General features: G+C 45.5%; 15 protein-coding genes. 3 read left to right on the forward strand and 12 right to left on the reverse strand.

Annotation, left to right across the window (positions count from 1 at the left end):
• Positions 1–41 precede the first annotated feature (41 nt).
• Genes xseB through dxs form a run of 3 tightly spaced genes read left to right on the forward strand, consistent with a single transcriptional unit; the run spans position 42 to position 3,094 of the window.
• A complete protein-coding gene (xseB, locus tag AB4513_RS03380) occupies positions 42–284 on the forward strand; it encodes an exodeoxyribonuclease VII small subunit (protein ID WP_004734405.1) in 243 nt (80 codons plus the stop codon).
• Positions 285–304: 20 nt separating this feature from the next.
• On the forward strand, positions 305–1,189 hold the full coding sequence (ispA, locus tag AB4513_RS03385) for a (2E,6E)-farnesyl diphosphate synthase (protein ID WP_009847465.1): 885 nt from the start codon (positions 305–307) through the stop codon (positions 1,187–1,189).
• A 21-nt stretch (positions 1,190–1,210) separates the two neighbouring features.
• Positions 1,211–3,094, forward strand: coding sequence for a 1-deoxy-D-xylulose-5-phosphate synthase (dxs, locus tag AB4513_RS03390; protein ID WP_009847466.1), 1,884 nt, complete (start codon positions 1,211–1,213; stop codon positions 3,092–3,094).
• A 159-nt stretch (positions 3,095–3,253) separates the two neighbouring features.
• Here the strand turns inward: dxs and pgpA are convergent, their stop codons facing one another.
• The 12 genes from pgpA to frsA all read right to left on the reverse strand — a co-directional run bounded on the left by pgpA (position 3,254) and on the right by frsA (position 14,091).
• A complete protein-coding gene (gene pgpA / locus AB4513_RS03395; RefSeq protein WP_009847467.1) occupies positions 3,254–3,760 on the reverse strand; it encodes a phosphatidylglycerophosphatase A in 507 nt (168 codons plus the stop codon).
• Positions 3,760–4,734 carry a thiamine-phosphate kinase gene (thiL, locus tag AB4513_RS03400; RefSeq protein WP_009847468.1) on the reverse strand — a complete coding sequence of 325 codons (975 nt, stop codon included), beginning with the start codon at positions 4,732–4,734 and terminating at the stop codon, positions 3,760–3,762. Before thiL ends, pgpA begins: the two co-directional genes overlap by 1 nt.
• Before the next feature lie 115 nt (positions 4,735–4,849).
• Positions 4,850–5,317, reverse strand: a complete 468-nt coding sequence (nusB, locus tag AB4513_RS03405) for a transcription antitermination factor NusB (RefSeq protein ID WP_004734399.1) — start codon at positions 5,315–5,317, stop codon at positions 4,850–4,852.
• Entirely contained in the window at positions 5,317–5,787 is a 471-nt protein-coding gene (gene ribE, locus AB4513_RS03410) for a 6,7-dimethyl-8-ribityllumazine synthase (protein WP_004734398.1), read from the reverse strand. Before ribE ends, nusB begins: the two co-directional genes overlap by 1 nt.
• Positions 5,788–6,067: 280 nt before the next feature.
• A complete protein-coding gene (ribBA, locus tag AB4513_RS03415; RefSeq protein ID WP_017096788.1) occupies positions 6,068–7,177 on the reverse strand; it encodes a bifunctional 3,4-dihydroxy-2-butanone-4-phosphate synthase/GTP cyclohydrolase II in 1,110 nt (369 codons plus the stop codon).
• 108 nt (positions 7,178–7,285) lie between these two features.
• On the reverse strand, positions 7,286–7,942 hold the full coding sequence (locus AB4513_RS03420; RefSeq protein WP_102257773.1) for a riboflavin synthase: 657 nt from the start codon (positions 7,940–7,942) through the stop codon (positions 7,286–7,288).
• A gap of 52 nt (positions 7,943–7,994) precedes the next feature.
• The gene (gene ribD / locus AB4513_RS03425) at positions 7,995–9,080 is read right to left on the reverse strand and encodes a bifunctional diaminohydroxyphosphoribosylaminopyrimidine deaminase/5-amino-6-(5-phosphoribosylamino)uracil reductase RibD (RefSeq protein ID WP_102257860.1); all 1,086 of its coding nucleotides are present in this window, start codon (positions 9,078–9,080) and stop codon (positions 7,995–7,997) included.
• Positions 9,081–9,120: 40 nt separating this feature from the next.
• Positions 9,121–9,570, reverse strand: coding sequence for a transcriptional regulator NrdR (nrdR, locus tag AB4513_RS03430; protein WP_004734394.1), 450 nt, complete (start codon positions 9,568–9,570; stop codon positions 9,121–9,123).
• Between the two features lie 156 nt (positions 9,571–9,726).
• Positions 9,727–10,977, reverse strand: a complete 1,251-nt coding sequence (locus tag AB4513_RS03435; RefSeq protein WP_102257772.1) for a glutamate-5-semialdehyde dehydrogenase — start codon at positions 10,975–10,977, stop codon at positions 9,727–9,729.
• 66 nt (positions 10,978–11,043) lie between these two features.
• Positions 11,044–12,228 (reverse strand): glutamate 5-kinase, encoded by a 1,185-nt coding sequence (proB, locus tag AB4513_RS03440; protein WP_170962708.1) that lies wholly within the window; start codon positions 12,226–12,228, stop codon positions 11,044–11,046.
• 76 nt (positions 12,229–12,304) lie between these two features.
• Positions 12,305–12,694 carry a sigma factor-binding protein Crl gene (crl, locus tag AB4513_RS03445; RefSeq protein ID WP_009847473.1) on the reverse strand — a complete coding sequence of 130 codons (390 nt, stop codon included), beginning with the start codon at positions 12,692–12,694 and terminating at the stop codon, positions 12,305–12,307.
• Positions 12,695–12,837: 143 nt separating this feature from the next.
• On the reverse strand, positions 12,838–14,091 hold the full coding sequence (frsA, locus tag AB4513_RS03450) for an esterase FrsA (RefSeq protein WP_009847474.1): 1,254 nt from the start codon (positions 14,089–14,091) through the stop codon (positions 12,838–12,840).
• Positions 14,092–14,174: the final 83 nt, after the last annotated feature.

A 14,174-nucleotide genomic window follows, 5' to 3' on the forward strand; every position in this document is an offset into this window, starting at 1 on the left:
CTAGGGTAACGTTCGTTCATCTTTCCAAACGCAGATTTATTATGGCTACTAAGAAACCTGAAAATATGAGCTTTGAAGCGGCTATCGAAGAGCTTGATGGCTTGGTTGATCAACTAGAAAATGGTGATCTAGCTTTAGATGATGCGCTGAAAAAGTTCGAACGAGGCATCTCCCTCGCTCGTGCTGGTCAAAGTAAACTAAACGACGCTGAACAGCGTGTTAGCATCCTGCTGCAAAATGATGAAAATGCAGAACTGAGTGACTTTAACCCACAACCTGAATAACAAATTGTATGAGATCCCCTATGATCGAGACGTTATTGTCTTATCAAGCACGTAATAACGAGCAACTTAACCTTTGGCTTGATCGCCTGCCACACCAAAATCAGAATCTCATTAACGCGATGCGTTATGGGTTACTTTTAGGCGGCAAACGCGCACGTCCGTTTCTTGTCTACATTACAGGGGAAATGCTCGGTTGCACTGCGGAAGAACTCGACACTCCAGCTTCAGCAATCGAATGTATTCATGCCTATTCTCTGATTCACGACGACCTTCCAGCAATGGACGACGACGAATTGCGTCGTGGCCATCAGACTTGTCACATTAAATACGATGAAGCAACGGCAATTTTAACTGGCGATGCACTACAAACTCTCGCGTTTACTATACTTGCGGAAGGCACATTAAGTGCTGACGGGGAAAGCAATCGCGTTCGAATGATTCAACGCCTAGCAGAAGCATCTGGTGCACAAGGTATGTGTATTGGACAAGCACTTGATATTGAAGCTGAAAACCGCTCTGTCACGCTAGAGGAGTTAGAAGAAGTTCACCGTAACAAGACTGGTGCTCTAATGAAGAGTGCGATTCGTTTAGGTGCTCTAGCTGCTGGCGAAAAAGCGTTCGAAGTGATGCCTCAATTAGATAAGTACGCCGATGCAATCGGGTTAGCCTTCCAAGTTCAGGATGATATTTTAGATATCATTAGCGATACCGAAACTTTGGGTAAACCACAGGGCTCTGATCAAGAATTGAACAAAAGCACCTACCCTTCTTTGTTAGGTTTAGAGGGCGCTCAAGAAAAAGCGCAAACTCTGCTACAGGAAGCGCTTCAAGCTTTGGCTGCAATCCCATACAATACCCAGTTACTCGAAGAGTTCGCCCGATACGTCATCGAGCGCAAGAACTAAGACAATAAGCGCGCATTACCTATGACTCTTGATATATCCAAGTACCCAACTCTTGCTTTGGCTGATAAGCCAGAGGATTTGCGTCTACTTCCAAAAGAGACGCTTACACAGCTTTGTGATGAATTACGCACCTATCTTCTAAACTCAGTGAGCCAGTCAAGTGGCCACTTAGCATCGGGCTTAGGTACGGTAGAGCTAACCGTTGCTCTGCACTACGTGTACAACACGCCTTTTGACCAGTTGGTTTGGGATGTTGGTCACCAAGCCTACCCGCACAAGATCCTTACAGGTCGTCGTGACCGCTTATCGACTATCCGTCAAAAAGATGGACTGCATCCATTCCCATGGCGGCAAGAGAGCGAATACGACACGCTTTCTGTTGGTCACTCTTCAACATCGATCAGCGCCGGACTTGGTATGGCGATCAGTGCGAAGAAAGAGGGCAAGAACCGTAAAGTCGTCAGTGTGATTGGTGATGGCGCGATTACCGCAGGTATGGCCTTCGAAGCGATGAACCACGCGGGTGATATTCACAATGACATGCTGGTTATCCTGAACGATAACGAGATGTCGATCTCTGAAAACGTCGGTGCGCTAAACAATCACCTAGCTCAAGTTCTTTCTGGCAGTCTTTACACGTCAATTCGTGAGGGCGGCAAGAAAGTGCTATCGGGCGTTCCGCCGATTAAAGAGCTCGTTCGTCGTACAGAAGAACATCTAAAAGGCATGGTTGTCCCTGGCACCATGTTTGAAGAGTTAGGCTTTAACTACATTGGTCCGGTTGACGGTCACGATGTGAATGAGCTGATTAAAACGCTGAAGAACATGAGAGACCTAAAAGGCCCTCAGTTCCTGCATATCATGACCAAGAAAGGCAAAGGCTACGAGCCAGCAGAGAAAGATCCAATCGGTTACCACGGCGTTCCGAAATTCGATCCCGCACACTCAAGTCTGCCTAAGAGCACCAGCTCGAAACCAACTTTCTCTAAGATTTTTGGCGACTTCCTGTGTGATATGGCTGCGCAAGATCCTAAGCTGATGGCAATTACGCCAGCAATGCGTGAAGGTTCTGGCATGGTGCGTTTCTCGAAAGAATACCCAGAACAGTACTTCGATGTAGCGATTGCTGAGCAGCACGCAGTGACACTAGCAACGGGTATGGCGATTGCGGGTGATAAGCCGATTGTGGCTATCTACTCGACGTTCTTACAACGTGGCTACGATCAACTGATCCACGATGTCGCTATCATGGATCTACCGGTTATGTTCGCTATTGACCGTGCAGGTCTTGTTGGCGCCGATGGTCAAACACACCAAGGTGCGTTCGACTTAAGCTTTATGCGCTGTATTCCAAACATGGTGATCATGGCACCAAGCGACGAAAACGAATGTCGCCAAATGCTATACACTGGCCACCAGCACACAGGTCCAAGTGCCGTTCGTTATCCTCGTGGTAATGGTATGGGCACCGAGATTCAAAGTGAGTTTACTGCGCTAGAGATTGGTAAAGGTCGTATCGTTCGCGAAAGCAAAAAAGCAAAAGATGGCTCGAAAGTCGCTATCCTAAGCTTCGGTACTTTCCTTGAGAGTGCACTTCAAACCGCAGACGCTATCGATGCGACAGTGGCTGATATGCGCTTTGTGAAGCCACTCGATGAAGCTTTGATCAAACAACTTGCTGCAGACTACGATGTACTTGTTACTATCGAAGAAAACGCAATAGCAGGTGGTGCGGGCGCGGGTGTGATTGAATTCTTGATGCAAGAGAAACTACTGATGCCAGTATTGAATCTTGGCCTCCCAGACAAGTTTATTGCTCAAGGAACACAGGATGAGCTGCATGAAGAGCTTGGCTTAGATGCGAAAGGCATTGAGAAGTCGATCTCTGACTATCTTGCTAAATAGCCTTAACACGTAAGCTCGTAAGCTCGTAAGCTCGTAAGCTCTAAAATCGTAAGCAATAAAAGCAATAAAAGCAAAAAAGGTTGGCCCTAGGGTCAACCTTTTTAGTATCCGAGACTTAGCTTAATGTGCTTGCAACTAAGTCTTAATCCTTTAGCTAACTTAAACTAACCAGCCCGCGAAATGTGCCACTGCGTACAAGGCAACAGCCGCCATAATACCCGCCACGATATCATCAATCATGATACCTAAGCCGCCGTGTACTCGTTTATCTAGCCAGCCAATAGGCCAAGGCTTCACCATATCGAAAAAGCGAAATAGAACAAAACCAGTGAATAACCATTTCCAGTCATCCGTAGGGATATTCAATAAAGGCACTAGGCCCATGGTGATCCAAAAGCCCGCAAACTCATCCCATACGATAGAGCCATGGTCGTGTACACCCATATCATCAGATGTCACCTGGCAGATCTTGATACCGATAATACAACTAACAACCACTACTGCGACATAAGCAGGAAACGGTAACTGAACCAGCAATAGATAAAATGGAATCGACGCAAGCGTGCCCATTGTGCCTGGAATAATCGGCGATAAGCCACTGCCAAAACCCGTAGCCAATAAGTGCCAAGGATTTTTAAGAGAAATAAGAGAAAGTGGATTTGTCATCAATTAACCTTAAAGTGATCGTAACCAGTTAAGTTCCAGCTTAGTGGTTCACCATTATTGTGTAATTCAAAATATTCTACAGGTCTTATCTGGCCAATGCAGGTGACTTTTGTACCTGTGTGCGACAAAGCACTTTCCAATGAACCTTTATTCTCTTCCGGCACGGTAAAGCAGAGTTCGTACTCTTCACCACTGGTCAATGCATACTGCTGTGCAGAACCGGTATCAGAAGAGAATTGAAGTAATTCAGCGGAGATTGGTAACGCACTCACATCAATGCTTGCACCGACCTGAGAACGCTTAAGGATGTGTTTTAAATCGGCAATAACGCCATCAGAGATATCAATAGCCGATGAAGCTAGGTTCACGAGCGCCTGCCCCGCCAATACTCGTGGAGAGCTGATGTAGTGCCTCTCTTCTAACTCAAGTGCATAAGGCTTAGCTTTGTTCTGTTCTGGGTCTAATATCACCTCTAGCCCAGCTTTGCTGTCACCTAAGTTACCCGTTACGTAAATCCAGTCCCCCACTTTCGCGCCATCTCTGCGTAGTGCTCGGCCTTCTGGCACAAAGCCCTGTACAGTCAGCGTTAAACTCAGCGGCCCTTTGGTCGTGTCACCACCAATAAGTTGAATACCAAAATAGTCTGCAAGTTTGAAGAAGGAATCACAGAAGGGAGCAAGCCATTCTTCATCGATTTCTGGCATGGTTAACGCAAATGAAACCCAGGCAGGCGTCGCACCCATCGCCGCAAGGTCGCTAATGTTCGAAGCCAACGCCTTGTGTGCTACCCATGCCGGATTCGCCTCTGTTAAGAAGTGAGTGCCCGCAACTAAAGTATCCGTGCTAATCGCTATCTGAACATTACTTGGCGCTTTGACCAAAGCACAGTCATCGCCAGCAGCCAGATGTACGTCTTTACGTTGTGGTTGTCGATTTACAAAATATTTTTCAATCAGGTTAAATTCGCCAGACATCACATGCCCTATCTTTAGTCTTCATACAAATCACCGTAATTATTGATATTACAGAAATTTAGTTACAAAAAAGGCCAGCATAAAAGCTGACCTTTAGATTCAATATACGAACGTCTTATTTCTTACGAACGTGCGGTGCAGCTTTATCAAGCACACCGTTAACAAACTTATGGCTGTCTTCTGCTGCGAATACTTTCGCAAGCTCGATAGCTTCATTGATAACCACTTTGTATGGTACATCTTCGCGACGAGTCATCTCGTACATAGCTAAACGTAGAAGCGCTAGTTCCATCAAATCCAAATCTTGCATAGGGCGAGATACGAATGGACGAAGCTTGCTATCAAGTTCCATGTGGCTAAGAGCAACACCAGTTAGTAGGTCGCGGAAGTATGCAACGTCTGTTTCTGGCATAGCTAGAGCAGGTTCTGCGGCATGATGCTCTTCTTCATCATACTTACCACCAGATAAGAACTGTTCTTCAACGGTAGCAATATTTTCTTTAGTAATTTGCCAAGAATAAATTGCTTGTAGAGCAAATTGACGTGCGTTACGACGTGCGGCTGGTTTCACACTGGCCCCCATTAGGAATCGATTTCAGAAAGAACGTTGATCATCTCAAGTGCGCTAAGTGCGGCTTCTGCACCCTTATTACCAGCCTTGGTTCCTGCGCGTTCAATAGCTTGATCGATCGTATCAACAGTAAGAACACCAAACGCTACTGGAAGAGAAAATTCCAGAGACACTTGTGCCAAACCTTTATTACATTCACTACAAACATAGTCAAAGTGAGGTGTACCGCCACGGATTACTGTACCAAGAGATACAATCGCATCGAACTTACCTGTTTTTGCAACGCGTTGCGCTACAAGTGGAAGTTCTACTGCACCAGGGCAACGAACAACAGTGATGTTGTCTTCGCTTACTTGTCCATGACGCTTTAAAGTATCGATTGCACCAGAAAGTAAACTTTCGTTAATAAAACTGTTGAAACGAGCAATAACGATAGCAATTTTTGCATTTGGCGCTGGGAAGCCACCCTCGATCACTTTCATAAGCCTTCCTTTAACTATTTTCATCAAGTGAGAATCGCCGGATTCTAGCACAAAACTGTGAGCAATATCTAATGCTAATTTAGAAGAACAGACACCGGAGATGTAAAGATGATAACGCAGCGCTGCTGCCAACCATATTGGAGCAGCAAGTAGCCAAACTTGTGTATTCAACACGTTTTGAATCGGGCTTGGCTACTTTACTCTTTTATCGTAATTAACCTCTAAAAGAGCCACTGAAATCATCGGTAAATTATGTCGCTATAAACGGACAGACGTCATCTTACTCGCAAACGTATTCAACAACATTAAGGCCAAAACCACCCAATGCGTGGTAACGCTTAGTGCTTGAAGACAACAAACGCATATCATGAACACCTAGGTCTTGTAGAATCTGAGAACCCACACCAACACGACGAGAAGTACCTTGTTTCTTAGCCATGGTTGGTTGCTCATTCTTATCTTGAGCTTCGAACGTCTTCACTTTATGAATCAAAGAATCAGACGACTCTTCGTTGCCAAGAATAACCAGCACACCGCCTTCATCGCCAATGCGCTTCATCGCTTTATCTAGCGACCAGCTGCGCTCGGTACCACGGTCTGAATGAAGCAGATCGGTAAACGTGTCATGCAGGTGAACACGCACCAAAGGAGCACCTTCGGTTAAGCTGCCTTTTTGCATTGCATAGTGGATCTGGTTATCAATCGTGTCACGGTAAGTCACAAGCTCGAAATCACCAAACTCTGTTGGCAAATGACATTGTGCAACGCGCTCAATCGTTGTTTCTGTGTTGTTACGGTATTCGATCAAGTCAGCTATGGTGCCTAGCTTGATGTCATGCTTTTCTGCGAACACTTCAAGATCAGGGCGACGTGCCATGGTGCCATCGTCATTTAGGATCTCAACGATAACAGACGCTGGCTCACAGCCTGCTAACCGAGCTAAGTCACAACCTGCTTCAGTATGGCCTGCGCGAGTTAGAACACCACCTTCTTGAGCAGTCAGAGGGAAGATATGGCCAGGTTGAACTAAGTCAGCCGCTTTTGCGTCTTTTGCCACAGCAGCTTGAACGGTAACAGCGCGGTCTGATGCAGAAATACCGGTTGTTACGCCCTCTGCCGCTTCAATCGAAACCGTAAAGTTAGTAGTGTATTGAGCGTTGTTGTCTTGGACCATAGGCGCTAAACCCATGCGGTTTGAACGCTCTTTGGTCAGTGTTAAACAGATTAAGCCACGGCCATACATCGCCATGAAGTTAATCGCTTCTGGCGTAACATGTTCTGCTGCCATGATCAGATCGCCTTCATTTTCGCGATCTTCATCATCCATCAGGATAACCATTTTCCCTAGGCGAATGTCTTCAATAATTTCTTGAGGAGTACTAATTGGCATTGTTCTATATCCTTTGAAATGGTTCTGCTTCCTAGAACCGACACTATTTAAACCTGATGATATTGCTCGCTTTTACAAAGTGATGTTTAGTGCACTTTATACCAACGGTTAGGCAAAACCATTCTGCTGTAAGAATTCCATTGTTAATCGAGAGTCAGGCTCAGACTCTTGCTGCTGGCCTTGCAGTAAACGCTCCATATAGCGCGCTAATACATCGACTTCTAGATTCACTTTGCGACCAACATTGAATTGATCTATGGTCGTTTCTGAAGAGGTATGAGGAACGATAGTCAGCTTAAAGGCATTCTTGCGTAAATCATTCACCGTCAAGCTAATACCATCAACGGTGACTGAACCTTTTTGAGCTACGTACTTTGAGATCTCTGCTGGCATTTCTACCCAAAACTCAATTGCACGGCCAACTTGGTTGCGTTCAACAATCTCACCCACGCCATCAACGTGACCAGACACAATGTGTCCACCGAAACGCGTGGTTGGTAACATTGCTTTCTCAAGGTTAACTTTATCGCCCGCTTGGTAATCGACAAAACCCGTTTTTTTCAGGGTCTCAAGCGAAAGATCTGCACTGTAGCTGTGGTCGTTAAACTCAACCACCGTCAAACACACACCATTGGTCGCGATACTGTCGCCTAACTTAACGTCAGCCATATCAAGATTACCAACATTAACCGTTACGGTGATGTCTTCTCCGCGGGGAGTGATTGCACTCAATGTACCTACGGCTTCTACAATTCCTGTAAACATTTTAAAACTCTTTTTGTTGTCAACGACACGTATGCTGTTGGAATGACTATTTCTACTGTGGTTTCGTCGCGATAATAGGTTTCGCGACGATGCGAATATCCACACCAACCTGTCGAACATCTTTAATTTCTAGGTCAATCACATCAGACATTGAAGTGAGCCCTAATGCGCCCATCAAACCTCGTCCATCACTGCCCATTAGTTTAGGTGCTAAATAGAGGATTAGCTCATCCACTAACTGCGCTTCAATCAAGCTTTTTGCCAATGTAGCACCCGCTTCGACCCAAATATGGTCGATATGATTCGCAGGTAATTGGCGCATCAAATCGTGTAAATCGAGCTGACCTGCATCTGTGGTTTCGACTTCAATATCAGCAGAGGTTTCAGCGACTCTCAATACCGATGTTGGAGTTTGGAATAACTTGAGCTCAGGATACAGTTGATTTTGGCGATCAAGAATCACGCGAATTGGCTGACGAAGTTCATCTTCAGCGTAATGAGCTTTAATACTGCTTGGCAACTCTGCCCAGCGAACATTCAACGAGGCGTTGTCTTCAATCACCGTCTGGCTAGTTGATAACACAGCGCCTGATTTTGCTCGGTAGTTCTGAACATCACGACGCGCTTCTGGCGATGTGATCCACTGGCTTTGACCATTTTCCAATGCCGTTTGCCCATCAAGGCTAGCGGCCATCTTTAACTGAACGAATGGCATGCCCGTTTGCATACGCTTGATAAATGCAGGGTTCAAGTCGAGAGCATCTTGCTCTAATAAACCGATTTCAACCTCAATACCCGCATCGCGTAGCATTTTGATACCACGACCTGCAACTTTTGGGTTTGGGTCCTGCATGGCACAAATCACTTTGGCTACTTGAGCCTTAATCAAACCTTCAGCACAAGGTGGCGTTCGACCATAGTGCGAGCAAGGTTCTAGCGTGACATAAGCAGTCGCACCTTTTGCTTTGTCGCCCGCCATTCGCATAGCATGTACCTCAGCATGAGGCTCACCGGCTTTGGCATGAAAACCTTCGCCAACGATCTGACCGTCACTGTGTACGATGACACAGCCAACATTAGGGTTTGGTGCAGTGGTGTAAATGCCGCGTTTTGCTAACTGAATAGCACGCGACATCATTTGAAAATCTAGGGGAGTAAAGTTTGACATGATTGAGGAGTTAGTCCTCTAATTTAGCGATTTCTTCGCCAAACTCTCGGATGTCTTCAAAGCTGCGGTAAACAGAGGCAAAACGAATGTACGCCACTTTGTCCAATTCTTTCAATTGGCCCATCACAAGGTTACCAATCATTTCGCTTGGTACTTCACGCTCACCAGTTGCACGGAGTTGTGACTTAATCGTACTGATCGCAAGTTCAATCGCATCAGCACTCACTGGGCGTTTTTCTAGGGCGCGCTGTACACCACCCACCATTTTATCTTCATTAAATGGTTCGCGGTTTCCATTCGACTTTATGACTTTAGGCATCACAAGTTCTGCCGATTCGAAAGTCGTAAAACGTTCACTACATGCAAGGCATTGACGGCGACGACGAACCTGATGGCCATCGGCTACCAGTCTTGAATCGATTACTTTAGTGTCGTTCTCTGAACAAAAAGGACAATGCATATCACCTCCAAATAATTGAATATCAGTGTAACGGAATTGCCAAACGTTAGGAAAGAAAAAGGGCCAATTAAGGCCCTTTTGTGTGGTAATTCATTGATTATTGCTACTCGAGCGCCATTTCAAAAATGAGCTGAGGAGTAAAATTAACGACCAGCGTTAACCGCGAACTAAATAGTTCGCTTTACCTACCCACTTGTAGCTTGTCAGCTCTTCTAAGCCCATTGGGCCGCGAGCATGCAGCTTTTGAGTAGACACAGCAACTTCAGCGCCTAAACCAAACTGTGCGCCATCTGTAAAACGTGTTGATGCATTCACATAGACTGCAGCTGAACCGACTGAATTAATAAAGCGCTCTGAGCTCTCTAGACTGTTAGTCATAATCGCATCTGAGTGACTCGCGTTGTGTACGCGCATGTGGTCAATCGCTTCTGCAACGTCAGCAACCACTTTCACGCCTAGCGTGTAGCTTAGCCATTCTGTGTCAAAGTCGCCTTCAACCGCATCACGTTGGTCTTCAAAACCAGTAAGCAATAATTTAGCACTCGCGTCAGCAACCAAGGTTACTTTGCCTGCTAAACGCTGTGTTAGCTTAGCAAGGAAAGCCTCAGCAACCGCTTCATGCACTAGCAGCGTATCCAATGAATTACACGCTGATGGACGTTGAACTTTCGAGTTTTCAACCACATCAACAGACTTCTCAAGATCAGCGCTCTCATCAACAAAGATATGGCTGATACCGAAACCACCGATGATAACTGGAATAGTACTATTCTCTTTACACATCTTGTGCAGACCAGCACCACCACGAGGAATGATCATATCCACGTAGTCATCCAGTTTAAGCAGTTGAGAGACAAGCTCACGATCGGGTTTCTCGATATACTGAACAGAAGCCGCAGGAAGTTCCGCTTTTTCTAATGCAGACTGGATTACTTTAACCAGCTCCATGTTTGAGAAGAATGTCTCTTTGCCGCCACGTAGGATGCTTGCGTTACCAGTTTTCAGACACAGTGCTGCAATATCGATAGTTACGTTTGGACGCGCTTCGTAGATAACACCCACCACACCAAGTGGTACGCGGCGGCGAGAGAGTGACATACCGTTTTCAAGTACCTTACTGTCAATTTCGCTGCCAACTGGGTCATTCAGGCTAATCACGTTACGCACATCGTTAGCGATACCGGTTAAGCGCTCTTCGTTAAGAAGTAGACGATCAAGCAGTGCATCAGTCAGACCCGCTTCACGGCCAAGTTCGATATCTTTCGCGTTCGCTTCTAAAATCGTTGCTGCGTTGGCTTCTAGCTCATCAGCGATAATCGCCAATGCTTTATTCTTTTGCGCCGTAGATGCGGTCGCTAGGTGGAAAGCAGCGTCTTTTGCTGCGATACCCATGTTAGTTAAATCCATGTTTAACTCTCCCTAAATTCTGTCTGTCTTTGGATGCAAAAAGGCGATTCGCCTTATCATCACGAGCTATTCTTGGATTACAACCATGTCGTCACGGTGAATGACTTCTGACCCGTAATCGTATCCAAGAATATCGCCAATATCTTTACTGTGCTTGCCTGCAATTTTTGCTAGGTCTTGGCTTGAATAACTGGCGATACCACGCGCCACTACCTTGCCTTTGCTGTCTGTGACTTGGGTAACTTCACCACGAGAGAACTCGCCTTTAACTCGAACAACCCCTTTCGCCAACAAGCTGCTGCCTTTAGTGTTGACTGCGTTTACTGCGCCGTCGTCGACCACAATGTCACCAGCTGAAGCAGGGCCCGCTAGAATCCAGCGTTTACGGTTTTCAAGCGCTTCCGCTAAAGGTAAGAAACGTGTGCCTTGTGGGTTGTCACTCAGTGAGTCAAACACCACATTTTCAGCACTGCCCGCAGCAATAATTACTTCGATGCCAGCGCGACGAGCAATATCAGCCGCCTGCAGTTTTGTCGCCATGCCGCCAGTACCTAACGTAGTACCACTGCCGCCTGCGATCTTGCGCAGTGTGTCATCAATAGTTTTCACTTCTTTGATGAGCTCAGCATTTGGATCTTTACGAGGGTCAGCCGTAAACAGGCCTTTTTGGTCCGTTAATAGCAAAAGCTTATCAGCACCGCACAAAATACCCACTAAGGCCGACAAGTTATCATTGTCGCCCACTTTAATTTCGTTGGTTGCTACTGCATCGTTTTCGTTTACTACCGGAATAATATCGTGCTCAACAAGCGCATTGATCGTGTCACGTGCATTAAGAAAACGCTCCCGATCATCGAGATCAGCACGAGTCAGTAGCATCTGGCCAATCTTAAGGCCATAGATAGCAAACAAAGACTCCCAAACTTGAATCAACTGACTTTGCCCAACTGCCGCAAGCAATTGTTTGCTTGCCATAGAGTTGGGAAGTGCGGGGTAACCAAGGTGCTCCCGTCCGGCTGCAATTGCGCCAGACGAAACCATAACCACAGAGTGGCCTTGTTTTTTTAATTCAGCACATTGACGAACCAGCTCAACCATATGAGCGCGGTCTAATGCCAATGTTCCACCAGTTAAGACACTGGTACCCAGTTTAACAACGACAGTTTTACGCTGTGTTGTTGTCCCGCTTTGATGATTTGTTGTCATGAAGTCTTTTATGGATAAAACAAATAAGAGGTGATGTTTTAGCAATCAAAAGGGGAATTCACAAGCAGAAAAGGTGCGAAATCGCACCTTTTTGCTTTATATAGAAGAGTAACCTTTAAAATCAGACGAATTCGACAGACTCTTCGTCTAACTGAACGCCGATTTCAAATTTCTTTTGAAGTTCATCAACCAGCTTTTGGTGAAAGGCTTCTTGAGTTCGAGAGACCTCAGCGATCGCCTTTTTAGGTAATGGCAAAGGATCCCAGTTACCATCGATGTTGTATTTACCCGTGTTGTACTTCGCCGAAAATCCTTCTTCCGACTTATCCAACTCCAACCACCAGCCCCAAAACTCACGTTCTTCTGGCGATTTTTTATCGTTCACACACACAGACAAGCAATCAAAAATATAGTGGCCTTCTTCTGATTGCGGCTCCCTTAAGTAAGGGCCTATAGCCTTTAAAACATTTAACAAGCGATAATGCGTAGGTTGTTGTGTCACTTCTGACATATTGAATCTCCATTTCAATGTTAAGAATGACGTTAATCAGAATGTTATACGTAGAAACTACGCAATTGGATTTTATAAATTATTTCTGAGTATCAGGTACTTACTTTGTACACTTTTCATGCTTAACTAATTTAGGAGAAATGTCATCTAAATAATTCATCCTCAAGCCACTTTATCGCCAATTCGAGGGATTGCTCATAACCTTGTGTAATTGATTTAGCTTTGATTTTCTTCGCTTTACCGTAATCACTGTAAATAGCAACAAGTTGGTTATCCATTGGAGGTGATACTGGGTCGCCCTCTAACGCTAATGCCAAGATAGGCACACTGGTTTTACTGTTTGACAGCAAACCTTGCACCTTGAGTGACCACGCCATCAATTGCCCAGAAAGACTATTGATATCAACAGCCCCTTTACCAAGACGCGAAGCTAACACATCTAAATGCATTTTAGGCATCTGTTTCAATTTGTCGGCATGAACAAAGATATCGTGAATTGGCGCGCCTAAAGAGATACACGCTTTAAGCTTATGCTGCTCAAGGAAAGATAATCTCACCATCGCATTGCCACCAAAGCGGAAGCCAAACAAGCCAACCTTGTGGTGATCGACCCACGGGATATTAGGCAGTTCATTCAAGACAGCTTGGTGAAGACAAGATGAGTCTTCTGTTAACGGCCAATGTGCACTGTGCCCTATCGATGGCATGTCTACCGTTAGCATGGCAATGTTCTTTGGTGCTAAGTAATCCCTAAACAAGCGCCACATATCGGTTTGCAAGCTATCTAGACCCGCGCTGACAATCACAACCGGTTGTGGTTTGTCTGTTTTGGTTAGATGCAAGTTCGCTTTGATCTTCTTGTTTTGGTATGGAATATCAATCTGTTTGACGATCAACTTCGTATGCTTAATTGCTTCAGAATAAGCTGCGTTGGCCAACACTTGAGCCTGAGCCGCCAAATTGTCGTTCTTGAGATGTGGGTAGCCCGCTATGCTGAAGCACAACGATGCTGAAAACAGCTCTTCAGCCATTTCTTCACCCTTCTTCTCGTTCGAGCGATTTTGATGCTGCATACCCAGTTTGGTCCATTCGTATGCCCAGTTACCACTTCGGTAACCCATGACCGTATCAAGCCACTCATCGGTTGTACGAGAGTTATCTGATGACGCGATGCGAGCCAATACCGCTTCTTGCTCAATGGGGTTAACGCCTTGCCATACCCACTGAAGACGTCTTAGGTTTCGGTACCATGATGAGTTTTGCTGTTCACGCTTCTCATCCAATAACGCTTCAGAGCTTGGCATGTATTGTGTAAGCATTGAGGTCTCTTTAGCCTGCTTGTGCTTTACAAACAAGGTTTCCGAAAGGTTTGAGCTCGTTTCTTCTGATTCAGACATTGGGATACTTAATAAGAAATGGTTGTTACTAATCATATAAAAAAAAATGACCCTATAAAGGGTCATTTCTCAAAAAACTAAGT

This window comes from Vibrio sp. 10N.222.54.E6 (genome assembly GCF_041473955.1).
In the GTDB taxonomy this organism is placed as follows: domain Bacteria; phylum Pseudomonadota; class Gammaproteobacteria; order Enterobacterales; family Vibrionaceae; genus Vibrio; species Vibrio tasmaniensis_A.

Excerpts from the sequence above, each read along its gene's own strand:
- ispA (WP_009847465.1), top strand. The coding sequence starts at position 305 with ATGATCGAGACGTTATTGTCTTATCAAGCACGTAATAACGAGCAACTT.
- thiL (WP_009847468.1), bottom strand. The coding sequence starts at position 4,734 with ATGTCTGGCGAATTTAACCTGATTGAAAAATATTTTGTAAATCGACAA.
- ribBA (WP_017096788.1), bottom strand. The coding sequence starts at position 7,177 with ATGCCAATTAGTACTCCTCAAGAAATTATTGAAGACATTCGCCTAGGG.
- pgpA (WP_009847467.1), bottom strand. The coding sequence starts at position 3,760 with ATGACAAATCCACTTTCTCTTATTTCTCTTAAAAATCCTTGGCACTTA.
- crl (WP_009847473.1), bottom strand. The coding sequence starts at position 12,694 with ATGTCAGAAGTGACACAACAACCTACGCATTATCGCTTGTTAAATGTT.
- nrdR (WP_004734394.1), bottom strand. The coding sequence starts at position 9,570 with ATGCATTGTCCTTTTTGTTCAGAGAACGACACTAAAGTAATCGATTCA.
- ribE (WP_004734398.1), bottom strand. The coding sequence starts at position 5,787 with ATGAAAGTGATCGAGGGTGGCTTCCCAGCGCCAAATGCAAAAATTGCT.
- nusB (WP_004734399.1), bottom strand. The coding sequence starts at position 5,317 with ATGGGGGCCAGTGTGAAACCAGCCGCACGTCGTAACGCACGTCAATTT.
- xseB (WP_004734405.1), top strand. The coding sequence starts at position 42 with ATGGCTACTAAGAAACCTGAAAATATGAGCTTTGAAGCGGCTATCGAA.
- AB4513_RS03435 (WP_102257772.1), bottom strand. The coding sequence starts at position 10,977 with ATGGATTTAACTAACATGGGTATCGCAGCAAAAGACGCTGCTTTCCAC.
- AB4513_RS03420 (WP_102257773.1), bottom strand. The coding sequence starts at position 7,942 with ATGTTTACAGGAATTGTAGAAGCCGTAGGTACATTGAGTGCAATCACT.
- ribD (WP_102257860.1), bottom strand. The coding sequence starts at position 9,080 with ATGATGTCGCGTGCTATTCAGTTAGCAAAACGCGGCATTTACACCACT.
- frsA (WP_009847474.1), bottom strand. The coding sequence starts at position 14,091 with ATGTCTGAATCAGAAGAAACGAGCTCAAACCTTTCGGAAACCTTGTTT.
- dxs (WP_009847466.1), top strand. The coding sequence starts at position 1,211 with ATGACTCTTGATATATCCAAGTACCCAACTCTTGCTTTGGCTGATAAG.